Raw genomic sequence first — 22,131 nt, 5'->3', positions numbered from 1 at the left:
CGGGATCAGACGGCGGCGGTGCCGGCCGCACGCCGCCCGCGGCGCAGCGCGAGGGCGCCGGCCCCGAGGCCGCCGAGCAGCAGCACCGCGCCGGAGGCCAGGCCCCCGCCGGACAGCGCCAGCCCGCCGCCGCCGGTGTGCACGCCGCCGTGCGGGCTCTGGTGCTCCTCTTCCTTGCCCTCGTAACCCTTGCCGTCGTAACCCTTGCTCTCGGTGCCCTTGCTCTCCGTGCCCTTGTGCTCGCCGGAGCCCTTGTTCTCCTCGGAGGCGCCGCCACCGGGCTTCTTGTCGTCGTAGCCCTTCGAGGATTCGGAGGCGCCCTTGTCGGGCTGCTTCTCCTGCCAGGTGAGGTTCTTGCCCTGGTCGGAGGAGCCGTCGGCGAAGGCCATGGGAGTGCCGACGGTGAGGACGGCGGCGACGGCCGCCCCGGCGAGCAGAGTGCGTGCAGAACGCATGAGGATGATCCTTCCGGCGCGAGGGTCCGCGACCGCCGGCACGGTGCCGGACAGGGGACTCGCGGACGATGGCGCCTGATCCACCGTCAACCACCGGGGGAGCGGTTGCCACCGGAGCGTGGCGGCGCCGCTACGGACTGTGCGCCCTTCGGGTGGAGTCCTGGGCGTGTTCACCCGATCGCCCCGGCGATCCGGGTGAATCGTCGCGGGTGCGCAGTGGTACGGAGATGCACTGGTACGGACATGGGCCCGCCCCCGGCGCACGGCCGGGGGCGGGCCCATGCGGGCGCGCGGGAGCTCAGCGCTCCCAGCGGTAGAACTCGCGCGCCATGGCGTCCTTCGGCTCGCGCCAGGTGGCCGGGTCGTAGGCCTGGACGAAGGCGGTCAGGCGGTCGCTGACGGACCGGAACTCCGGGTGGCCGAGGACCTTGGCGACGGCCGGGCCCGGCGGTCGGTCGGCCTCGATCAGGTGCAGGTAGACGTCGCCGAACTGGAAGAGGCTGCGGCCGGTGACGCCGATCAGGTGGGGCAGTTCGCCCCGGTCGGAGTCGGCGAACACCTCGGCGATGTCCGGGGCCGACTCGGGCTTCATCCGGGCGACGATCAGGGCGCGATGGGTCCCGCTCATTGCTCGGCCGCCCGCTTCTCGACCTTCTCACGGATCAGCTGCATCTGGATCCGCGAGTTCTTGTTGATGTGGTTGACCATGCCCTCGTCGTCCACGGGGGCGGTGGGCTTCATCGCGAAGTCCTGGATCCAGCGCATCTTGGTGCCGGCCGGGACCTCCGCGTACTCCCAGCGGATCTCCATGAACTCGAACGGGCCGGGCTCCACCCTGCGGGCGTTGACCGCGAGCGAGGGCTTGTCGGTGGTGCGCTCGGAGACCCAGCTCCACACCATGCCGTTCTCGTCGGGGTGCATGGTGAGCCGGAACCGCACCCGGTCGCCGTCCCGCTCCAGCACCTCGACCGAGGCGTACTCGCTGAACAGCTCGGGCCAGTTCTCCAGGTCGTTGGTCATCTCCCAGACCAGGTCGAGGGGAGCGTTGATGACGATCTCGTTGTCGGTGTGTCCGGGCATCTCAGGCACCAGCCTTCGTCGCGAGGGAGGTGTTGACCAGCTCCATGAACTCGGCGGGGGTCTTGGCGGATTCGGCGCCGGAGGTGATCTTGAGGCCGTGCCGGTTCTCCAGCTCGCCGACGACGCCGAGCAGTCCGAGGGAGTCGATGCCGAACTCCTCGAACCGGGCGTCCGGCTGCCGCATGTCGTCGGGGTCGACGGTGACGCCGGCCCGGGCCTGGAGCAGGTCGGCCAGCTCCGTATAGCTGAGGGTGTTGCTCACGGGATTTCCCTTCGAAGGAGGAACGGAGGAGGGAGGTGGACGGGGTCGGGCCCCGGGGTGGCGGGCCCGGGATCAGGGCCGGTCGCCGCGCCGGAGCACCAGCGCGGAGTTGGAGCCCATCAGCCCGCGGCTGAGCACCAGTGCGGTGCGCAGCTCGGCCGGGCGGGCGCGACCGGTCACCAGGGCGAGGTCGTGGCAGACCTCGGTGACGTTGGGGGTGGGCGGCAGCACGCCGTCCTCCATGGCCAGCACGGCGGCGGTCACGTCCAGCATCGGCGCGCCGCAGTAGGCCCGTCCGGTACCGGCCTTGGGGGCGGTGACCGGGACGTGCTCGACCGCCGGGCCGAGTGCGTCGGCCAGCGCGAGGGCCTCGGCCCGGTCCGCGGCGGGGACGCCGAGCGCGTCCGCGAAGACCACGTCGACCTCCTCGGGCGCCGTCCGGGCCTCGTCCAGCGCGATCCGGATCGCCGCGGCCAGCCCCTCGCGGGACTCCTCCCAGCGGGAGGCCCCGGTGAAGGTCGCGCCGTGTCCGGCGACCTGCGCCCGGACGGTGGCGCCGCGCCGCCGGGCCACCTGCTCGTCCTCGAGCAGGAGCATCGCGCCGCCCTCGGCCGGCGCGAACCCGCAGGCGTGGGCGGTGAACGGCAGGTAGGCCGCGTCGGGCTGGTCGGCCAGGCTCAACTCGGGATAGCCGAGCTGGCAGACCATCGAGTACGGCGCGAGCGGGGCCTCGGCGGCGCCGACCACCAGTGCGTCGGTGCCCCGCTCGATGGCGCGGGCGGCGTGCGCGAGGGCGTCCAGGCCGCCGGCCTCGTCGCTGGCGACCACCCCGCACGGGCCCTTGTAGCCGCCGCGGATCGAGATCTGCCCGGTGCTGGCCGCGTAGAACCAGGCGATCGACTGGTACGGGCCGACGAACTTCGGCCCCTGGCCCCAGAGTTGCTGGAGCTCGCGCTGGCCGAACTCGCCGCCGCCGGAGCCGGCCGCGGTCACCACGCCGACCGCGAAGGGCTGTTCGGGATCGGGGCGGAAGCCGGCGTCCCGCACCGCCAGGTCGGCGGCGGCCATCGCGTAGTGCGTGAACCGGTCGGTCTGCACGAGGTAGCGGTTGTCGATCGCGGACGCCGGATCGAAGTCCCGTACCTCGCCCGCGATCTTGAGCGGCAGCTCGGTGCAGCCCTCACGGGATATCCGGTCGAGGACGCTCACGCCCTGCCTGGTGGCCTTCCAGAAGGCGTCGGCCCCGACGCCGTTCGGCGCCACCACGCCGAGGCCGGTGACCACCGCCCGGCGGCCCTGCTGACGTGACGTCATGGAACTCACCCCGTTCTGTTGAGCACGACGGCGGACTGGAATCCGCCGAATCCGCTGCCGACCGAGAGGATGTGGCTCAGCGGCAGCTCGCGCGCGGTGCGCGGCACGTAGTCGAGGTCGCACTCCGGGTCCGGAGTCTCGTAGTTGGCGGTCGGCGGCACCACGCCGTGGGCGAGCGCCAGGGTGCAGGCGACCACCTCGATCGCGCCGATGGCACCGAGCGAGTGCCCGACCATCGACTTGATCGAGCTCATCGGCGTCCGGAAGGCGTGGTCGCCCAGCGAGCGCTTGACCGCGGCGGTCTCGTGCCGGTCGTTCTGCTTGGTGCCCGAGCCGTGCGCGTTGACGTAGTCGACGTCCGTGCGGTCGACCCGGGCGTGGTCGAGCGCGTGGTCGATCGCCCGGGACATCTCCAGCCCCTCCTTGGTGAGGCCGGTCATGTGGTAGGCGTTGCCGAAGGTGGCGAAGCCGCCCACCTCGCCGTAGATCCGGGCGCCGCGGCGGCGGGCGTGCTCCAGCTCCTCCAGCACCAGCACGGCGCCGCCCTCGCCGAGGACGAAGCCGTCCCGGTCCGCGTCGAAGGGGCGGGAGGCGTGCTCCGGGTCGTCGTTGCGCTCGCTGGTGGCCTTGATGGCGTCGAAGCAGGCGACGGTGATCGGCGAGATCGGGGAGTCGGAGGCGCCGGCCACGCAGATGTCGGCGCGTCCCTCCTCGACGGCCTGGAAGCCGTAGCCGATCGCGTCCAGGCCGGAGGTGCAGCCGGTGGAGACGGTCTGCACCGGGCCGTGGGCGCCGACCCGCTCCGCCACCGCGGAGGCCAGGGTGCTGGGGGCGAAAGCGCGGTGCAACTGCGGCTCGGCCTGCCGGTGGTCCACGTCCCAGCGCGCGCCGCCGGCGCTGACCAGGGCGTAGTCGTGTTCCAGCCGGGTGGTGCCTCCGACGGCGGTGCCGAGCGAGACGGAGATCCGCCACGGGTCCTCGGCGGCCAGGTCCAGGCCCGCGTCGGCGATCGCCTCGTCGGCCGCGACCATCGCGAACTGCACGTAGCGGTCGGCCCGTCGGACGTCCTCCGGGCTCAGGCCGTGGGCCGCCGGGTCGAAGTCGCACTCGGCGGCGATCCGGGAGCGGAACCCGGCCGGGTCGAAGAGGGTGATGCCCCGGGTGGCGGTGCGGCCGGCCGTCAGGAGGTCCCAGAAGGCGGGGATCCCGATCCCTCCGGGCGCGACCACACCGATGCCCGTGACGGCGACGCGCCGTGTCACCGGGCCACCTTGGCGTGTTCCGGCGGTCCGGAGGCGGCGGACTCCTCGGTGCTGACGTGGCCGAGGTCGGGGCGCGGGGCGAGCGGGCCGCAGTGGAAGACCATCCGGGCCTCGGTGTCACCGACGTTGCGGAAGCGGTGCCGCATGTTGATCGGGATCATCAGGCCCTGGTCGGCCTTGAGCGGCCGGGTCTCCCCGTCGAGGTCCACTTCCAGCTCGCCGCAGACGACGAACACGAACTCCTCGGAGTACGGGTGGTAGTGCTCGTTGATCCGCTCCCCCGGCTTGACGATCGCCAGGCCCATGAAGCCGCTGGTCGACCCGCAGCTGGTCGGGGTGAGCATGGTGCGCAGTTCGGCGCCGTGGCGCCGGTTCTCCGGGGCCTCGTCGACGTTGACGATCGGTGGATACTGCGTGGTCATGGTGCTTTCCCTTACGTGAGTCGGCTGGACGTCAGTCGTCGGAGCTGCGGTCGGTGACCGGGCTCATGGCGCGGGCGGCGAGGAAGGCGCTCAGGCCCGCGACGGTGCGCAGGTCGCCCTGCGGACCGAGGTCCAGCAGCCGGGCCAGCTCGGCGGCCTCCCGGTCGCCGGCCACGCCGAGCGCGGCGGCCGGATCGGCCTCGGCCGGCACCCGCAGGTCGACCAGCCGCACCACGATGTCCTCGCGCTGGAAGACGGTGGCCGCCGCGACCGGGCCGGTCGGGTCGGCGGTGGCGAGGTTGTCGTGCTCGAAGAGCAGCTCGGCGAGGGCCTGCCCCTGGCCCGGGCGGACGGGGTACAGCACGGCGTGCCGGTGCAGCCGCCCGGAGGCCGGCGTGCCGGCGACGGCCTGGTGCCTGGCGGGCAGCGCCGCCCTGGCGAAGAAGGCGCGGGCGGCCATCGGGTCGCCCAGCTCGCGGGCCTCCTCCAGGTGCGGGTTGATCTCCTCCTCGACGGCCCGCACCTCGGGCTGCATCGCGACGTGGCGCAGCGCGTCGCCCAGGTCGCCGACCACCTCGACGGCCCTGACCACCCGGTTGCCGTGCATGAACAGCGAGGTGCGGCGCAGCCGGGTGTGCTCGTCGACCTCGGCCTTGGGCGAGGCGTAGCCGGACAGGATCCGGGCCACCTCGGCCTCGCTGCCCGGCTTGACCGTGAAGGTCAGCGCGTGGCGGACGACGCCGTCCGGCCCCGGTGCGGCCTTCGGCGGGCCGACGTGCCCGGCGGGCTGGCTGCGGGGCAGACCGGGCGGGACCTCCATGGGGGCGCGGGAGCCCGTGGAGCCGGCCGCCGAGGTCTCCCGCAGGACGGCGTAGCGCAGGGAGCGGAAGTTGTCGCTGACGCAGCCGTGCATGGGCTTGACCATCTCGCGGTGCGCCGGGCTGTCCACCCACTGCAGGAAGGTCTCCTGGTCCGTCCACTCGCTGGTGATCAGCCACTGGCGGGGGTCGTTGATCGACTGGCACAGCTGGTCGCTGACGTGGCCGGGCACCGAGGCCACCTGGTGGCGGAGCTTCTCGTAGACGTCGAGGAAACGCTGCTGGGCGCCGTCCTGGATCTCCAGCATCAGCACCACCCTCAGTCGGGTGTCGGACTCTTCGTGCTGCTTCGGCTGCGGTTCGGACAGAGTTGTCATGATCCACTTTCTGCTCTGGGCCGCACGCGGCGGGCCGTGACGGCCGCGTCCGGCGGGTGCTCCCGGCCTGGGGGAGGGAGGTGCGGTGGCGGTCGGCCCGGACAGTCGGCGCCAGGCCTGAGGTCGATCGTGAGCGGCGCACCGGGCGCGGCGCGAGATTTGCGAGCCATCCGGGCGAAGCGGCGGCACAGCCGCCCCCGGGCGGGGGATGGAAGAGCGGGGCCCCCGGCCGAGCGGGCCCGTCGAGAGCGGCCGAGTTCAGTCTCCGGGCCGCGGAATCCCCTTACAGGGCGGAGCAATTGATGAATCCGAAGGTTGACGACCGGGTGCCGGTCCTGATCGTGGGCGGCTCCCTGGTCGGGTTGTCGGCCTCGCTGTTCCTCGGCCGGTTGGGTGTCGCACACCTGCTGGTCGAGAAGCACGCCGACACCTCGCATCACCCGCGTGGCCGAGGCAACAACGTCCGCACGATGGAGCTGTACCGGGGAGCCGGGGTCGAGCCGGCGATCCGCGAGGCGGCCTCGGTGCTGGCGCCCAACCACGGCATCCTCCAGGCGCCCTCGCTGACCGGCGCGGAGCAGGAGTGGCTGTTCCGGGAGATCGACCCGGGCGGTAAGCTGGCCCGGTTCAGCCCCAGCTCGTGGTGCCTGTGCAGCCAGAACGACCTGGAGCCGGTGCTGCTGCGGGCGGCCCGCGAACTCGGCGGCGACCTGCGGTTCAGCACCGAGCTGGTCTCCTTCGAGCAGGACGCCGACGGCGTGACCTCACTGCTTCGCAGCCGGGAGACCGGTGAGGAGCGGGTGGTGCGCTCCGAGTACCTGATCGCGGCGGACGGCCCGCGCAGCCCGGTGCGCGAACGGCTGGGCATCGCGCAGACCGGCAAGGGCGAGCTGTTCCACAACGTCAGCATCACCTTCCGGGCGAAGCGGCTGGCCGAGGTGGTCGGCGACCGGCACTTCATCGCCTGCTACCTGACCAACCCGGAGGCGGACGGCGCGCTGCTGCCGGTGGACAACCAGACGGAGTGGGTCTTCCACGCGCCCTGGCACCCGGAGCACGGCGAGCCGCTGGAGGCCTTCACCGACGAGCGCTGCGAGCGCCACATCCGGGCCGCCGTCGGCCTGCCGGAGCTGGACGTCGAGGTCACCGGCAAGGCGCCCTGGCACGCCGCCGAACGGGTCGCCGAGCGGTACGGCTCGGGGCGGGTCTTCCTCGCCGGGGACTCCGCCCACGAGATGTCCCCGACCGGCGCCTTCGGCTCCAACACGGGCATCCAGGACGCCCACAACCTGGCCTGGAAGATCGCCGCCGTGCTGTGCGGCTGGGCCGGGCCCGGCCTGCTGGAGACGTACGGGCAGGAGCGCCGCCCGGTCGCCCGGGTGACCAGCGAGCGCGCGTCGGCCCGCTCCGCGGAGCACAGCCACCCCGGTTACGCGGTGGTCCCGGGCGTCGGCCGCCAGGCCGGGGTGCTGGCGGTGGCCCTCGGCTACCGCTACCCGCAGGGCGCGGTGCTCGGCACGGACCCGGAGGGTCCGGTCGTACCCGAGAAGTTCGAGTCGACCGGCGAGCCGGGCAGCCGCGCGCCGCACCAGTGGCTGCTGCGCGCGGGCGTGCGGCTGTCCACGCTGGACCTCTACGAGCAGGCGATGGTGCTGCTCACCGGCCCCGGCGGCACGGCCTGGCAGCAGGGCGCCCGGCGGGCGGCCGACCGGCTGGCCGTCCCGCTGGACGCCTACCGGATCGGTGACGGCCCCGAGGACGACCTGGCCCCGGAGCCGGGCGCGGACTTCGCCGCGCTGCACGGCATCGGCCCGGAGGGTGCGCTGCTGGTGCGCCCCGACGGCTTCGTGGCCTGGCGCTCGCCGGGCCCGGTCGACGACTCGGAGGCCGAGGTCGAGGCGGTGCTGCGGGCGGTGCTGGACCTCTGAAGCCTCCCGCGCACGCGGACGGGCCCGCCGGTCGACTCAGCGACCGGCGGGCCCGTCCCGTCAGGTGTCGGCGATCAGGTGATCAGGTGACCAGCTGATCGGGTGCCTCGGGTGACCGAAGGCCTCGGGTGGTCAGTGACCGCCCGCGTCGACCACCTCGACGTCCGCGACCTCCCGCTCGATGTCCTCGGCCGGCAGCGCGACCCGGATCGCCCAGTAGTAGATGACCAGCGAGAACGCCGCGACGATCGCCATGTCGTACCACAGCGGGATCCGGCCGGTGCCGTCGCCGAAGCCGCCCTGCCAGGAGATCAGGCCGAGGCCCAGCAGGTAGACCGGCAGCCACTGGGCGGCCTTCCAGTTGAGCCGCGGGGCGTTCGGCAGGCCCTTCTTGATCGCGTAGGCCGCGTAGCTGCCGAGCAGCAGGTAGCCGAACACGATCGCGATGCCCAGGCGGGACAGGGTGTGCCAGCCGCTCCAGTAGATGATCAGGCTGGAGACCACGAACGCGGCGGGGGAGACCACGCCGCCGAGCGGCAGCCGGTAGGAGCGCTCGCGGTTCGGCAGGCGGCGGCGCAGGGCGCCGAAGGCCAGCGGGGCCCCGGCGTACATCAGCACGCTGGCGGAGGTGATGAAGCCGACCAGCTCCTGCCAGCTCGGGAAGGGCAGGAAGCAGATCACGCCGGTGACGAAGGACAGGATCAGACCGGCCCACGGCACGCCGTTCTTGTCCAGCTGCTCGAACTTCTGCGGCGCGTAGCCGTTGCGGCTCAGGCCGTAGGAGATGCGCGAGGTCGAGGTGGTGTAGATCAGGCCGGTGCCGCCGGGGGAGATCACCGCGTCGACCTTGAGGATCCAGGCCAGCCAGCCGAGGCCGACCAGGGTGGCCAGACCGGCGAAGGGGCCGTCGATGCCGGGGAAGTCGAGCTTGTCCCAGCCGTTGGCGAAGGCACTGACCGGCAGCGCGCCGATGAAGACCACCTGGAGCAGGGTGTAGATCAGGGTGCCGATGGCGACCGAGCCGAGCACCGCCCGGGGGATGTCGCGGCGGGGGTTGCGGCTCTCACCGGCGATCTGGATGGCCTGCTCGAAGCCGAGCAGGGCGAAGATGATGCCGCTGGTGCTGATCGCGGCGAGGACGCCCTTGGCGCCGAAGGGCGCGAAGCCGTGCGAGGTGAAGTTCGAGCCGTGGAAGCTGGTGAGCGCCAGCACGAAGATCGTGAACAGCGGGACGAAGATCTTCAGCCAGGTGGTGATCGTGTTGGTGCGGGCCAGGGCCTTCACGCCGAGGAAGTTGACCGCCACGAACACCGCCATCAGCAGCGTCGCGACGACGAACCCGCTGGTGGTGAGGGTGCCGTTGGCGTTCTGCAGGCCGCTGGCCCACGGCATGTCCTTGGCGTAGCCGATCATGGCCTCGACCTCGATCGGTGCCACCGTGGCCGCCTGCAGCCAGGAGAACCAGCCGAAGGACATGCCGGCCAGGCCGCCGAAGGCGTAGTGCGGGTAGCGCGCGGTGCCACCGGCGACCGGGAAGAGCCCGCCGAGCTCGGCGTGCACCAGCGCGAGCAGCACGATCGCTACGGCGCCGATGCCCCAGGAGATGACGGCCGCGGGCCCGGCGGCGACGACACCGTTCTTCGCGCCGTAGAGCCAGCCGGAGCCGATGATCGATCCGACCGAGGCCCACATGAGGCCGACGAGGCCGACGTGCCGCTTGAGCGACCGGTGGGTGGTGCCGTCGGTGCCGGTGCTCTGACCGGGCGGCGAGATCTGGTTGAGGGAAGCCATGGGCGATCTCTCTGTGTGTGGGGGCTCCGAGGTGGGTGGAGCGCGGAGAGTTGCCACACAGTAGGGCTATTCATAGAGGTCTGCACAGATTTCATTACTGAATGTTTACTTTCTTTGCCGGATATCCGTGCAGGTAGGAGGCTGTCTGTTCAGTTGTCTGTTACGTGACTCGCGGGTAGGTCCGGCATCTGAGCGCGAATTGAGCTTTCCGATTCCGTCCGGCATTATGGGTGACCCTCGGTCTTTTATAAGGATGATCGGCATTGCATAACCATGCCGCCGAGGGGTCGCCGACGGCCCTCGCGCGGACTCGGCGAGCACCTGACGATCCGTCAATCGACGAGGTCCGAAGGGTCGGTGTTGGCGCCGCAGAGCAGCACGGCGACGCGCTCGCCCCCGGCCCCGTCCAGGGCGGCCAGCGCGGTCGCGGCCGCGTGCTCGACGGCGATCCGGCGCTCCTCCCACAGCCGGCGACGGGCCGCCACGATGGCCGCGTCCGGCACCAGCACGGAGCGCACCCCCTCGTGCGCGGCCGCCCGCACCGCCAGCGCGGTGGCCCGGCGCGCTCCCAGCGCGTCCTGGGCGACCGAGTCGACCGGCACGTCCACGGGACGGCCCGCCTCGATCGCCGCGTGCAGTGCCCGGCTACCGGCGGGCTCCACCGCGACCACCCGCACCCCGTGCTCCCGGGCCGCGACCGCCACCCCGGCGAACAGCCCGCCGCCGCCCACCGCCACCACCACCGTGTCCAGGCCCGGCACCCGGGCGCGGATCTCCTCCAGCACCGTCCCCGCCCCGGCGGCGATCAGCGGATGGTCGTAGGCGTGCGAGGCCAGTGCCCCGTCGGCCGCCGCGAACTCCTCGCAGGCCGCCAGCGCCTCCGCGTACTCCCGGCCGACCAGCCGGACCCGCGCCCCGTACGAGCGCAGCCGCGCCAGTTTCACCCGCGAGGCCGTCTCCGGGAGGAACACCGTTGCCGGGACGCCGAGTTCGCGCGCCGCCCAGGCGCAGGCGAGGCCCGCGTTGCCGCCGGAGGCGATGGTGACGCCGGCCTTGGGCAGGGTGCCCGCCTCGGCGTGGGCCAGCAGGAAGTTCTGCGCGCCGCGCGCCTTGAAGCTGCCGGTGTGCTGCAGGAACTCCAGCGCCAGCCAGGTCCGCCCGCCGTCGTCCCCGGGCGCCACCGCCACCGGCCGCACCCGGCCGGCGATCCGCCGCCCCGCGGCCTCGACCTCGTCGTACGTCAGCTGCTCCACCGTCGGCTCCTTCGGCTCGGGTACGGACCGTCGGGCCGACCCTAGGGCGCCCCGGCCGCCCGGAGAAGATCGCCGACCGGCGCGCGTAGGCTGGCTCCCGTGCGCTCCGTGATCCTCCCGCCGCCGGCCCGCTAGCGGGCGGCGAACTCCGACCACCCCGGCCCCGGCGGGAACGCCCGCCGCCACCGGGGCGATGGCTGCCGCCCGCGTACCCCGCGGACCTCGACCGGCAACCCATCGTGGAGCACCGACGCATGACCTCGTACCCCGCCGTGCCGTTCCGGCGCGGCCTGTTGTCCATCTCGGCCGCCGCAGTCGCCTGGGGCGCGGGCGGCGCCGTGGCAGCGCTGCTGCTGCGCACCAGCGGGCTGGGGCCGGTGGCCGTCTCCTGCTGGCGCTTCGGCGTCGCCGCGCTCTGCGTGGCGGTGCTGCCCTCCGGCGGAACGACCACCCGGCGCCGCGCCGCCGTGCTGACCGGCCTCGGCCTGGCCGTCAGCCAGTGCGCCTACTTCGGCTCGGTGCAGTACGCGGGCCTCGGCCTGGGCACCCTGATCACCATCGGCGCCGGGCCGGTGCTCACCAGCCTCGGCGCCCATCTGCTGCTCGGCGAACGCCTCACCCGCCGGGCGGCGGCCGCCGTGCTGCTCGCCCTCGGCGGGCTGGCCCTGCTGGTCGCCGCACCGGCCGCCGGGCCGCGTCCCGCCCTGGGCGCCGCCCTGGCGGTGCTGGCCGGCGCCGGCCAGAGCGGGCTGACCCTGTGGGCGCGCGGCGGCGGCTCGGCGACCGCGGGCACCGGCGCCTTCCTCACCGGTCTGCTCTGCCTGCTGCCGTTCGCGGCCGTGCAGGGCGTGCTGCCCACGGCCGGGGAACCGGCGTTCACCGGGGTGGCACTGCTCTTCCTCGGAACGGTGCCGACCCTGCTCGCCTACCGCTGGTACTTCACCGGTCTCACCGCCGTGCCGGGGACGACCGCCTCGGTGCTGGTGCTGCTGGAGCCGGCCACGGCCGCGCTCATCGGCGTGCTGTTCCTCGGCGAGCCGCTCACCGCGGGCCTGCTGGCCGGCTCGGCGCTGCTGCTGGCCGCGATCGCGGCGCTGGCGCGGGCGTAACGGCGCGGCGGGGCCGCAGCGGAAGAGCGCGCCCATGGCGGAGCGGCCGACGGCGCAGCGGCCGGGGGCCGTCCGGACGTAGGGCGGCGTGCACCCGGGCAGACCAGCTGTGGTCGCCGGGGGCACGCCGCCGTGCTGTCGTGGGCCGCATGAACTCCTCCCTCCCCGCCCGGGCCGCCGCCACCGCCACGATCGCCGTCCTCCTCGCCGCGGGCGCCGTCGCCCCCGCCACCTCCGCCTCGGCGGCGGCGGGCGGCAGGCGCGACGTCACCGCCGAGCAGTGCCGGGCCGCAGGAGGGCACGTCGAGGGCAGCGGCTACTGCGTCGACGCGGGCGGCGAGGACGCCTGGGGAGCCCCCATCGACGGACAGGCGGTCAACCCCGATCCGCGCCCCGGCCAGGAGGACTGAGCAGCCGCGGAGCCACGGAGCCGCCGCTCAGGGCACCGGCCGCAGGGCGACCGGGCGCGCGGCCGCCGGGCCGGGGGTCAGCGTGCGCAGCACCAGGTCGATCCGCACCCTCGCCGCGCCCGCCCGCTGCAGCGCGGCGGCGACCGCCCGTAACTCCTCCGGGCCGGTGCAGGCCAGGTGGAGCTCCAGGTCGGCGTCGCCGGCGAGGGCCAAGCCGCTCCGGACGGCCGGGAACTCCGCAGCCAGCCGGTCGAAGTCGAGCGGGACGGGCCCGTAGCCGACCCGGGCGACCGCGTGCAGGTCGCGGGCCTGCCCGGGCAGGCCCGGCGCGGGCTCGGGCCCGGCCGGGACCAGGGCGAGCGGGGCCGTCACCGGTGCTGGAGCTGTGCGGTGGGCGCCGGAGCGGGCGCTGCCACCGGGGCGGCGACGGGCGGGGCGACCAGCCGGGGGTCCAGCACCAGGGTGTGCACCCCGAGCGGGGTGGTGAGGCTCCGCAGGGCGGGCTCGCCCATCTCGACGTAGTCGTGGTCCGGCCCGAGCAGGGCGGCGAGGGCCTCGGGGCTGGAGAAGCCGACCGCGCAGCGACGGCCGTCCCGCAGGCGGAACAGGCGGAGGGCGGAGATGCCCCCGCTGCCGGTGCGGCAGCCGGTGAGGGTGTCGGTGTCGGTGTCGGCGCCGGTGTCGGTGCCGGCGCCGGGGGTGTCGGCGGTGGCGTGGGCGGTGACTGTGGCGTTGGCGTTTGCGTTGGCGGTGACCGGAACGTGCCAGACGAGGCGGGCCATGCGGATGCTCCCGGGTGGGGTGGTGGTGCCTGCCGGAACTGCTTCCTCGACGCTAGGCCCGGTCCGGGCACAGCGTCGCCGGTCCTGACGCGGCATTGACCGAATGGGGTGGCGCGTTGACGCACCCCTGACACCCGGCTCACCCGTTGGGACGACGGCAGCCCTGCGACCGGCCGCACACCGGCCGACGGCGCCGCGAACACGTCCCGACCGGCGCCCGGGCGCGGACGGGTCGGGGCGCTCCGAAAAAACTTGCCTCCCGCGCCGCGGCGGACCACGGTGGAGTCGGCTGCCCGTGACGGCCGCCGAGACGCCTCGTGATGCCTGCGCGATGCCTGCGCAGCGCCCTGCCCTGATGACCGCCGGAGCGGTCGCCGACGCCGCCCGGAGCGCTCCGGGAAGGGGGGAGGTGGAGCGAGGGGCCCGGAACGAGATATCTTGACGTCAAGACGTTGGAGACGTGAAGCGGAGTACCGATGACTGACTCGACCATCATCTATACGCACACCGACGAGGCTCCGGCCCTGGCGACCTACTCGTTCCTGCCGGTGGTCCAGGCGTACGCCTCGACGGCGGGCGTGCGGGTGGAGACCCGTGACATCTCCCTGGCCGGGCGCATCATCGCCAGCTTCCCGGAGCGTCTGACCGAGGCCCAGCGGATCGGCGACGCCCTGGCCGAGCTCGGCGAGCTCGCCAAGACCCCGAGCGCCAACATCATCAAGCTGCCGAACATCTCGGCCTCCGTGCCGCAGCTCAAGGCCGCCATCGCCGAGCTGCAGGCCCAGGGCTACGCCCTGCCGGACTACCCGGACGACCCGCAGACCGACGAGGACAAGGACGTCCGCGCCCGCTACGACAAGGTCAAGGGCAGCGCCGTCAACCCGGTCCTGCGCGAGGGCAACTCGGACCGCCGCGCCCCGCAGTCGGTCAAGAACTACGCCAAGACCCACCCGCACCGCATGGGCGCGTGGACCGCGGAGTCCAAGACCAACGTCGCCACCATGGGCGAGAACGACTTCCGCTCCACCGAGAAGTCCACCGTGATCGCCGCCGACGGCGCCCTGCGCATCGAGCTGGTCGGCGAGGACGGCACCACCACCGTGCTGCGCGAGAAGGTCCCGGTGCTGGCCGGCGAGGTCGTCGACGCCTCGGTGATGCGCGCCGCCGCCCTGAACGAGTTCCTGGCCGCGCAGGTCGCCCGGGCCAAGGCCGAGGGCGTGCTGTTCTCGGTGCACCTCAAGGCCACCATGATGAAGGTCTCCGACCCGATCATCTTCGGCCACGTCGTCCGCGCCTTCTTCCCGAAGACCTTCGCCAAGTACGGCGAGGTGCTGGTCGCCGCCGGTCTGAACCCGAACAACGGCCTCGGCGGCATCCTGGCCGGCCTGGACAACGTGCCGCACCTGGGTGCCGAGATCAAGGCCTCCTTCGAGGCCGAGCTGGCCGAGGGCCCGGCGCTGGCCATGGTCGACTCGGACAAGGGCATCACCAACCTGCACGTGCCGAGCGACGTCATCGTCGACGCCTCGATGCCGGCCATGATCCGCACCTCCGGCCACATGTGGGGCCCGGACGGCCAGGAGGCCGACACCCTCGCCGTGCTGCCGGACAGCAGCTACTCCGGCGTGTACCAGGCCGTGATCGACGACTGCCGCGCCAACGGCGCCCTGGACCCGGCCACCATCGGCTCGGTGCCGAACGTCGGCCTGATGGCCCAGAAGGCCGAGGAGTACGGCTCCCACGACAAGACCTTCGAGATCGCGGCCGCCGGCACCGTCCGCCTGGTCGACGCCGAGGGCAACGTGGTGCTGGAGCAGGCCGTGCAGCCGGGCGACATCTTCCGCGCCTGCCAGACCAAGGACCTGCCGATCCAGGACTGGGTCAAGCTGGCCGTCACCCGCGCCCGCGCCACCGGCGACCCGGCGGTGTTCTGGCTCGACGAGAACCGCGCCCACGACGCCGTGCTGATCGAGAAGGTCAAGACCTACCTGCCGCAGCACGACACCACCGGCCTGCAGATCGAGATCATGTCCCCGGTCGAGGCCACCAAGTTCTCGCTGGAGCGCATCCGCCGCGGCGAGAACACCATCTCGGTGACCGGCAACGTGCTGCGCGACTACCTGACCGACCTCTTCCCGATCCTGGAGCTGGGCACCAGCGCCAAGATGCTGTCGGTCGTCCCGCTGATGGCGGGCGGCGGCCTGTTCGAGACCGGCGCGGGCGGCTCCGCCCCGAAGCACGTCCAGCAGCTGGTCAAGGAGAACTACCTGCGCTGGGACAGCCTGGGCGAGTTCTTCGCGCTGGCCGCCAGCTTCGAGCACCTGGCCGCCAGCACCGGCAACGCCCGCGCCAAGGTGCTGGCCGACACCCTGGACCGCGCCACCGGCACCTTCCTCAACGAGGACAAGTCGCCGAGCCGCCGCCTCGGTGGCATCGACAACCGCGGCAGCCACTTCTACCTGGCCATGTACTGGGCCCAGGAGCTGGCCAAGCAGACCGCCGACGCCGAGCTGGCCAAGGCCTTCGACGGCCTGGCCAAGGCGCTGACCGAGCAGGAGCAGACGATCGTGGACGAGCTGATCGCCGTCCAGGGCTCGCCGGTCGACCTCGGCGGCTACTACCAGCCGGACCCGGCCAAGGCCGCCGCCGTGATGCGCCCGTCCAAGACCTTCAACGAGGCGCTCGCCAACCTCAGCTGACGACAGCCGAGTTCGAGGCAACGGGAGGCCCCCGGGTCCGCACCTGCGGACCCGGGGGCCTCCCGGCTTCGGCGCGCCGGCTCTCGTCCTCCGATCTCCGTCCGCCCGTCGGCCCGGTCAGGCCAGGCCGAGCACCACTCCGGTGCCGGCCAGCAGCAGGAGGGCGGTGCCGGTGGTGCGCGGCAGGGCGAGGGCCGTACCGACCGCCTCGCGCAGCAGCTGGTACGGGCCGTACGCGAGCAGGCCGTCCGCACCGAGCACCCGGGCCGGCGCTCCCGCCGCGCGGGCGGCCAGGGCGGAGCGGACGGTGTGGAAGCCGCTGGTGACCACCGTGCAGCGGTAGCCGGGACGCTCGGCGGCCATCAGCGCGGCGCTGAGGCGCAGGTTCTCGACGGTGTTCACGGCCTGCTCCTCGCGCCGGATCCGCTCCTCAGGGACGCCCCGGGCGATCAGGTAGCGGGCCATCGCGGCCGCTTCGGTGCACTCCTCGTGCGGCCCCTTGCCGCCGGTCACCAGCACCAGCGGCCGGTACCCGGCGGCCTCCTCGGCGGCGTAGCGCTCCAGCGCGACGTCCAGGCGGGCCGCCAGGACCGGCGCGGGCTCACAGCCGTCCAGCGCGGCGCCGAGGACCACCAGGAAGTCGGACCCGGGGGGCACCGGGCGGCGGCGCTGGTGCAGGGCGCAGCCGAGGAAGCCGAGCAGCCAGAGCAGGACGTACCCGCCGAGGAGCGCGACGGTCAGCAGCAGGGCGTACATACCCCTCGAACGCGCCCGGCAGGAGCACCGTTCCGGAGCGGGCGGAGGCGGCCTCCCTCGGGGCGCGCGGGACCCGGGCGGACGGTGCGCGGGGGCGAACCCGGGGCGGACGGTGCGCGGGGGCGAACCCGGGCGGACGGTGCCGGAGAGACGCGGGAGCCCCCGTTCCGCAGGGGGAACGGGGGCTCCGCCGGGGCGCGTGGACGGACCTCAGCCGGCGTCGGCCGCAGGGGCAGCGGGGATGACGGGCGTGCCCGGCGTGCCGGGCTCGGCGGCGGCGCTGCCCGCCGGGCGGGGGCCGCGCCTGTGCAGCGAGGCCAGGTAGGCGTTGTACGCCGCCAGCTCGGCGTCCCCGCTGCGGTCCTCGGCGCGGTCGCGGCGACGGGCCTGGCGCTGCTCCGAGCCCATCCACTGGTAGACCAGCGCGATCAGCACGATCGCCGTCGGGATCTCGCCGAACGCCCAGGTGATGCCGCCGGCCAGCTTCTGGTCCTCCAACAGATCCGTCCCGGGTGGTGCGCCCTGAACGGTGAAGGTGGAGACCAGCGGATGCCCGGCCATCATCACCGCGACGCCGAAGAAGGCATGGAACGGCATCCCCATGAACAGCTCGATGATCCGCATCACGTGGCCGGGGCGGTGCGGGCCCGGGTCCACACCCATGATCGGCCAGAAGAAGGCCAGACCGGTCATGAGGAAGTGGACCATCATGAAGATGTGCCCGAGGCGGTACTGCATCAGGAAGTCGAACAACGGGGTGAAGTAGACCCCGTACAGGCTCGCGATGAACAACGGGATGGTGAACGCCGGGTGCGAGACCACCCGGACGTACCGGCTGTGCAGCAGCGCCACCAGCAGCTCGCGCGGGCCGCGGGGGCGGCCCTTGCCCGCGGGGCGCAGGGCCCGCAGGGCCAGGGTGATCGGGGCGCCGAGCAGCAGCAGGATCGGCGTCAGCATCGACAGCACCATGTGCTGGATCATGTGCGCGCTGAACAGCACCATGCCGTAGTCGTTCAGCCCGGAGCAGGTGACCAGCAGCAGGGTGCCGACTCCGGCGACCCAGCCGACGATCCGGCCGACCGGCCAGCGGTCGCCGCGCCGGTACAGCCGGACGACGCCGACCAGGTACAGCCCGAGCGCCACCAGGCCGCCGAGCAGGAACACCCAGTCCGGGGACCACGTCCACACGTTCGACAGGGTGAACGGGCCTAGCTGGGTCATCCCGCCGTGGTGGTGCATGCCTGACATTCCATCGCCCATCGGCGGGTCCTGCTTCCGTCCTCGTGGCCCCTGTGCGGGTCCGGTTCGCCCCTTTTGCTTGGCATACAGCCTAGGTGGGCCTTACCTCGGCCCGGCCCCCGGCCCCTCGGTACGGGGCCGTCCGGCGGGTCGCGGGGGTCGGACGCCGGTCGGGCGCCGGTCGGGCGCGGGCCGGACGCACCGACCGACCGGTCGGCCTGGCCCGGGCGGTCGGTCCGGCGCCCGGGTCCACGTCGGGCAGACGGCCCGGAGGCGAGGCGGGGACGGGGGCCGGGAGGCGGGGTTTGTACCTGACACCGGTGGCAGCTCCTACCGTCGGGGCGCGATGAACGCGACCCGACGAAGAGGGGGAGGAACGATGAGCGAGTTGGCCGGCAAGGTGGCCCTGGTGACCGGTGGAAGCCGGGGGATCGGCGCGGCGGTGGCCCGGCGGCTGGCGGCCGGGGGAGCAGCGGTGGCGCTGACCTATGTCCGGGAGCAGGGGCGGGCCCGGGCGGTGGTCGAGGAGATCGAGGCGGCCGGTGGCCGGGCGGTGGCGATCCGGGCGGACCTGGCGGAGCCGGACGCCGCGGCGCGGGCGGTGGAGGAGACGGTCCGGGAGCTGGGCGGGATCGACGTCCTGGTGAACAACGCGGGCTTCCTCGCCCACGGCCCGCTCGCCGAGGTGACGGTCGAGGAGCTCGACCGGGTGCTCGCCGTCGACATCCGGTCGGTGTTCCTGGCCGCCCAGGCCGCGGCCCGGCACATGGGGGAGGGCGGGCGGATCATCAGCATCGGCTCCTGCTTCAACGGGCGCGTCCCGGGCGGGGACTTCGTCCTCCAGGCGACGGCCAAGACCGCGCTGACCGGGCTGACCAAGGGGCTGGCCCGGGAGCTCGGTCCGCGCGGGATCACCGTGACCGTCGTCGATCCCGGCCCGATCGACACCGACATGAACCCGGCCGACGGCGACTCGGCCGACTTCCAGCGCGGGCTGACCGCCCTGGGGCGTTACGGCGAGGCCGAGGACGTCGCCGCCGCCGTGGCCTTCCTGGCCAGCCCCGGCGGGCGGTACGTCACCGGCACCGCGCTGGCGGTGGACGGCGGCTACACCGCCTGAGCGGGCGACCCGGCGCGGCCGCGGGCCCGGCCGCGCCGGGGGCTCAGCGCCGGTCGTGGTCCCCGGTCGCGCCGTCGGTGAGCTCGCGCAGGATGTCCATGTGCCCGGCGTGCCGGGCGGTCTCGGTGGCCATGTGGATCAGCACCCAGCGCAGCGACACCGTCCGGCCGGACCACGAGGTGCCGAGGGAGTCCAGCTCCAGCTGCTCGATCGCCTCGTCGGCGGCGGCACGTGCCCGGGCGTAGAAGGCCAGCACGTCCGCCGTCGACTCGTGCGGTTCGATCCGCATGTCGGAGCTCTCGTCGGCGTCGACGTCGAACGGCAGCGGGCCGGTCTCCAGGCCGAAGGTCTGGCGGAACCAGCCGAGTTCGGCGCCGCCGAGGTGCTTGACCAGCCCCAGCAGGTTGGTGCCCGAGGGCGTCAGGGGTCGGCGCAGCTGCTCGTCGTCCAGGCCCTCGACCTTCCAGAGCACCGCGTCGCGGTGCCGGTCGAGGGCGGTGTGGAGGCATTCCTTCTCGGCGCCGGTGAACGGCACGACCTTGATCATGGCGGGACCGTAGCAGGGGCCTCCGACATCGGGCCGGGAGCGGGCGGGAGCCCCCTCGACGCCTGATGGGCCTTCAGGTCGCTTTGTGTTCGGTCTTGTCGGGTTGTGTTAGGTGAAATATCGTATGGCACCGCCGCTGAGACCGAGCGGCCCGGCGGGATCCGTGGCGTCCGTACCCCCATGCCATGCAGAGGGCGTCGCCGAGTCCGCACGCCCCGGTCCGGACCGCCGGAACCGGCTCCATCCACCCCGCGCCGAGGCCAGAGCCCTTCGGTGGCCCAGGCCCGGCCCCCTCCTCACCCACCCGGGAAGCCCCCACATGCGCAGAACGCCACCTCGCGTCGCCGGCATGCTCGTCGCCATGGCCCTCGCGGCCTCCGGCCTCGGAGCCGTCACACTCTCCACCGCCACGCCGGCCGCCGCCCTCGGCAACGGCAACGCCCTCACGCCGCCCATGGGTTGGAACTCGTGGAACAGCATCGGCGCCTACGTCACCGAAAGCGAGGTCAAGCAGACCATCGACTTCATGTCGGCCAACGGCCTCGTCCAGGCCGGCTACGACACCGTCACCATCGACGACGGCTGGTCGGCGCGCCACCGCGACGGCCAGAGCACGGACTTCGTGAAGACCGCCGACGGTGCCATGCAGCTGTACGACGACAACGGCGCTCCGGTCAGCGGCACCGACGGGCGCGGCAGCGATCCGACCAGCGGCCACCTCGTCCCCGAGCCCCGGCAGTTCCCCGCGCAGACCGTCGACGGCCGGACCGTCAACGGCATCCAGTACCTGGCCTGGTACGCCCACAGCAAGGGCATGAAGCTCGGCCTCTACGCCACCGACACCTACACCACCTGCCAGGGCCACCCCGGCAGCCTCGGGCACGAGGCCACCGACGCCGCCGACTTCGTCTCCTGGGGCGTCGACTTCGTCAAGTACGACGACTGCCCCTACGGCCCCACCATCCTCGGCCCGGACGGCTACGCCTACTACCCGCAGGGCGAGGGCCAGGAGCTCACCCGGTCCATCTACGCCCGGACCCAGACCTTCCAGCGCGCCCTCGACGCGGCGACCGGCGCCGCGGGCAGGCCGAAGGCCACCCTCAGCCTGTCCGCACAGCCCGCGCACACCGGAATCCCCTCCCTGCTGCGCGCCGACGACCCGGCCCGCACCGATCCGCTGATCACCGCCGCCGGCACTCCGCCGCACCAGGCACCCGGCTACTCGCCCACCGGGATCTGGTGCGGCCAGGTCGCCAACATGTGCCGGATCGGCGGCGACCGGGACAGCGAACTGGACGGCGTGCTCTACAACGGCCAGTTGCAGACCGCCCTGAAGTACCCCGGCAACGTCCACCCGGGCAGCTGGAACGACCTGGACATGATGTTCGCCGGCTGGCAGGACACCTACGGCGTCTGGGGCGTCACCGACACCTCCCGGGGCCACAAGCCCTTCACGGACGACGAGTCGCGCACCGAGCTGTCCATCCTGTCGATGATGGCGGCCCCGCTGATCTCCGGCGCCGACCTGCGCAGCGCGGCCGACTCGCAGCACACCGCCGACGGCTACACCTGGTCCACCGGCATCAGCCCCTCCGCGCTGGCTCTCCTGAAGAACCGCGACATGATCGCCATCGACCAGGACGGCCTCGCCGAGCCCGCCACCCTGGTCGGCAGGGCGCCCTCCTCCCCGACCGCCCCCGTGGTCCTCGAGCGCCGACTGGCCAACGGCGACCTGGCGGTGGCGCTGGTCAACCAGGACCCGGACAACTGGGCCATGATCAGCACCAGCTTCGCCGACCTCGGCCTGACCGGCTCCTCCTACGGCTACCGGGAGCTGTGGACCGGCGCCACCGGCACGGCCACCGGCTCCCTCGGGGGCAACTGGATCCCCGCGCACGGCGTCGCGCTCTACCGTGTCGCCGGCGGAGCCGGCGGGTCGTCGGTCGTCGGCGACGGCAGGTACCACGTGATCAGCCCGGGCGGCACCGCGGGCCAGGTGCTCGAGGTCCAGGGCGGCTGCTCCGCACCCGTCGGCGGCAACTCCGGCATCGCCGCCCGCCGGAGCGGCGACGCCGCGCAGCAGTGGCTGTTCACGCCCACCGCGGACGGCACCGTGACCATCACCGACGGCTGCTCCACGGCGGCCCAGACGCACACCGTGCTCTCCGGCGGCAGCGGCGTCGGCACCGCGTACCTGCTCAACGCGTCGCCCGGCAACCCGTGGCAGAAGTGGAAGGTCACCCGGAACGCCGGTGGCGCCCTCACCGTCACCAACGTCGGCAACGGCCTGACCCTGGACGTCGCCGGCACCGCGGCCGGCTCCCCGGCCATGACCAATCCGGCCAATCCGGCTGCAGCTGGCCAGAGTTGGACCGTCCTGTCCTGACCGACGGGGCCCCGGCCGGGGGGCCGCCACCCGGCCGGGGCCCCCCCCGCGCCGCGGCGCCCCCGCCCGCCCGCGGGGCAACCCCGCCGCCCCTGGGCCCCGCAGCCGAGGGGGGATCCGG

At 73.5% G+C, this 22,131-nt stretch carries 21 protein-coding genes; 6 read left to right on the top strand and 15 right to left on the bottom strand.

From position 1 onward, the window contains the following. Nucleotides 1-5: 5 nt before the first annotated feature. From ACGF07_RS24355 to ACGF07_RS24320, 8 genes are all read right to left on the bottom strand, one after another. Nucleotides 6-455 (bottom strand): hypothetical protein, encoded by a 450-nt coding sequence (locus ACGF07_RS24355; RefSeq protein WP_392901967.1) that lies wholly within the window; start codon nucleotides 453-455, stop codon nucleotides 6-8. 298 nt (nucleotides 456-753) lie between these two features. Beyond that, nucleotides 754-1,083 carry a TcmI family type II polyketide cyclase gene (locus ACGF07_RS24350; protein ID WP_350748667.1) on the bottom strand — a complete coding sequence of 110 codons (330 nt, stop codon included), beginning with the start codon at nucleotides 1,081-1,083 and terminating at the stop codon, nucleotides 754-756. After that, entirely contained in the window at nucleotides 1,080-1,535 is a 456-nt protein-coding gene (locus ACGF07_RS24345; protein WP_350748670.1) for an SRPBCC family protein, read from the bottom strand. The genes ACGF07_RS24350 and ACGF07_RS24345 overlap by 4 nt, the downstream gene beginning before the upstream one ends. Nucleotide 1,536: 1 nt before the next feature. Beyond that, nucleotides 1,537-1,797 (bottom strand): acyl carrier protein, encoded by a 261-nt coding sequence (locus ACGF07_RS24340; protein WP_392901965.1) that lies wholly within the window; start codon nucleotides 1,795-1,797, stop codon nucleotides 1,537-1,539. A gap of 72 nt (nucleotides 1,798-1,869) precedes the next feature. Beyond that, complete coding sequence (locus ACGF07_RS24335; RefSeq protein WP_350748676.1) at nucleotides 1,870-3,111, bottom strand: beta-ketoacyl synthase N-terminal-like domain-containing protein; 1,242 nt, start codon at nucleotides 3,109-3,111, stop codon at nucleotides 1,870-1,872. A gap of 5 nt (nucleotides 3,112-3,116) precedes the next feature. Further along, nucleotides 3,117-4,373: a beta-ketoacyl-[acyl-carrier-protein] synthase family protein gene (locus ACGF07_RS24330; RefSeq protein ID WP_350748679.1), complete on the bottom strand. Its 1,257-nt coding sequence runs from the start codon at nucleotides 4,371-4,373 to the stop codon at nucleotides 3,117-3,119. After that, on the bottom strand, nucleotides 4,370-4,795 hold the full coding sequence (locus ACGF07_RS24325) for a cupin domain-containing protein (RefSeq protein ID WP_392901962.1): 426 nt from the start codon (nucleotides 4,793-4,795) through the stop codon (nucleotides 4,370-4,372). The genes ACGF07_RS24330 and ACGF07_RS24325 overlap by 4 nt, the downstream gene beginning before the upstream one ends. A 31-nt stretch (nucleotides 4,796-4,826) precedes the next feature. Next, nucleotides 4,827-5,990 carry a SchA/CurD-like domain-containing protein gene (locus ACGF07_RS24320; RefSeq protein WP_350748684.1) on the bottom strand — a complete coding sequence of 388 codons (1,164 nt, stop codon included), beginning with the start codon at nucleotides 5,988-5,990 and terminating at the stop codon, nucleotides 4,827-4,829. Nucleotides 5,991-6,292: 302 nt separating this feature from the next. Between ACGF07_RS24320 and ACGF07_RS24315 the strand changes: the two genes are divergently transcribed. Next, the gene (locus ACGF07_RS24315) at nucleotides 6,293-7,918 is read left to right on the top strand and encodes an FAD-dependent oxidoreductase (RefSeq protein WP_392901960.1); all 1,626 of its coding nucleotides are present in this window, start codon (nucleotides 6,293-6,295) and stop codon (nucleotides 7,916-7,918) included. A 132-nt stretch (nucleotides 7,919-8,050) separates the two neighbouring features. Here ACGF07_RS24315 and ACGF07_RS24310 read toward each other — a convergent pair whose 3' ends face one another. Both ACGF07_RS24310 and ACGF07_RS24305 read right to left on the bottom strand, forming a co-directional pair. Then, entirely contained in the window at nucleotides 8,051-9,610 is a 1,560-nt protein-coding gene (locus tag ACGF07_RS24310; protein ID WP_392902118.1) for an APC family permease, read from the bottom strand. 431 nt (nucleotides 9,611-10,041) lie between these two features. Further along, nucleotides 10,042-10,962: a serine/threonine dehydratase gene (locus ACGF07_RS24305; protein WP_392901959.1), complete on the bottom strand. Its 921-nt coding sequence runs from the start codon at nucleotides 10,960-10,962 to the stop codon at nucleotides 10,042-10,044. A 254-nt stretch (nucleotides 10,963-11,216) separates the two neighbouring features. Here ACGF07_RS24305 and ACGF07_RS24300 point away from each other — a divergent pair, with 254 nt between their 5' ends. Both ACGF07_RS24300 and ACGF07_RS24295 read left to right on the top strand, forming a co-directional pair. Then, on the top strand, nucleotides 11,217-12,071 hold the full coding sequence (locus ACGF07_RS24300; RefSeq protein ID WP_392901957.1) for an EamA family transporter: 855 nt from the start codon (nucleotides 11,217-11,219) through the stop codon (nucleotides 12,069-12,071). A gap of 149 nt (nucleotides 12,072-12,220) precedes the next feature. Next, entirely contained in the window at nucleotides 12,221-12,481 is a 261-nt protein-coding gene (locus tag ACGF07_RS24295; RefSeq protein ID WP_392901955.1) for a hypothetical protein, read from the top strand. 27 nt (nucleotides 12,482-12,508) lie between these two features. Here ACGF07_RS24295 and ACGF07_RS24290 read toward each other — a convergent pair whose 3' ends face one another. After that, on the bottom strand, nucleotides 12,509-12,853 hold the full coding sequence (locus ACGF07_RS24290; protein ID WP_392901953.1) for a hypothetical protein: 345 nt from the start codon (nucleotides 12,851-12,853) through the stop codon (nucleotides 12,509-12,511). Further along, the gene (locus ACGF07_RS24285; RefSeq protein ID WP_392901951.1) at nucleotides 12,850-13,263 is read right to left on the bottom strand and encodes an SAV_915 family protein; all 414 of its coding nucleotides are present in this window, start codon (nucleotides 13,261-13,263) and stop codon (nucleotides 12,850-12,852) included. Before ACGF07_RS24285 ends, ACGF07_RS24290 begins: the two co-directional genes overlap by 4 nt. A 476-nt stretch (nucleotides 13,264-13,739) precedes the next feature. Between ACGF07_RS24285 and ACGF07_RS24280 the strand changes: the two genes are divergently transcribed. Continuing rightward, nucleotides 13,740-15,962 (top strand): NADP-dependent isocitrate dehydrogenase, encoded by a 2,223-nt coding sequence (locus ACGF07_RS24280; protein ID WP_392901949.1) that lies wholly within the window; start codon nucleotides 13,740-13,742, stop codon nucleotides 15,960-15,962. Nucleotides 15,963-16,079: 117 nt separating this feature from the next. On the opposite strand, the gene ACGF07_RS24275 is transcribed toward ACGF07_RS24280, so the two are convergent. Together ACGF07_RS24275 and ACGF07_RS24270 are read right to left on the bottom strand one after the other, a co-directional pair. Further along, nucleotides 16,080-16,718 carry a YdcF family protein gene (locus ACGF07_RS24275; RefSeq protein ID WP_392901948.1) on the bottom strand — a complete coding sequence of 213 codons (639 nt, stop codon included), beginning with the start codon at nucleotides 16,716-16,718 and terminating at the stop codon, nucleotides 16,080-16,082. A gap of 210 nt (nucleotides 16,719-16,928) precedes the next feature. After that, on the bottom strand, nucleotides 16,929-17,957 hold the full coding sequence (locus ACGF07_RS24270) for a cytochrome c oxidase assembly protein (RefSeq protein ID WP_392901946.1): 1,029 nt from the start codon (nucleotides 17,955-17,957) through the stop codon (nucleotides 16,929-16,931). 379 nt (nucleotides 17,958-18,336) lie between these two features. Here ACGF07_RS24270 and ACGF07_RS24265 point away from each other — a divergent pair, with 379 nt between their 5' ends. Then, complete coding sequence (locus tag ACGF07_RS24265; protein WP_392901944.1) at nucleotides 18,337-19,077, top strand: SDR family oxidoreductase; 741 nt, start codon at nucleotides 18,337-18,339, stop codon at nucleotides 19,075-19,077. A gap of 43 nt (nucleotides 19,078-19,120) precedes the next feature. Here the strand turns inward: ACGF07_RS24265 and ACGF07_RS24260 are convergent, their stop codons facing one another. Next, nucleotides 19,121-19,624 carry a DinB family protein gene (locus ACGF07_RS24260; protein ID WP_392901942.1) on the bottom strand — a complete coding sequence of 168 codons (504 nt, stop codon included), beginning with the start codon at nucleotides 19,622-19,624 and terminating at the stop codon, nucleotides 19,121-19,123. Nucleotides 19,625-19,973: 349 nt separating this feature from the next. Between ACGF07_RS24260 and ACGF07_RS24255 the strand changes: the two genes are divergently transcribed. After that, entirely contained in the window at nucleotides 19,974-22,010 is a 2,037-nt protein-coding gene (locus ACGF07_RS24255) for an alpha-galactosidase (RefSeq protein WP_392901940.1), read from the top strand. The last annotated feature ends 121 nt before the right edge of the window (nucleotides 22,011-22,131 follow it).

Origin of the sequence: Kitasatospora sp. NPDC048194 (genome assembly GCF_043202455.1) — a bacterium.
GTDB lineage: Bacteria > Actinomycetota > Actinomycetes > Streptomycetales > Streptomycetaceae > Kitasatospora.
Note: the sequence above shows the minus strand (reverse complement) of the source record. Positions and strands in the feature narration are given on the sequence as shown.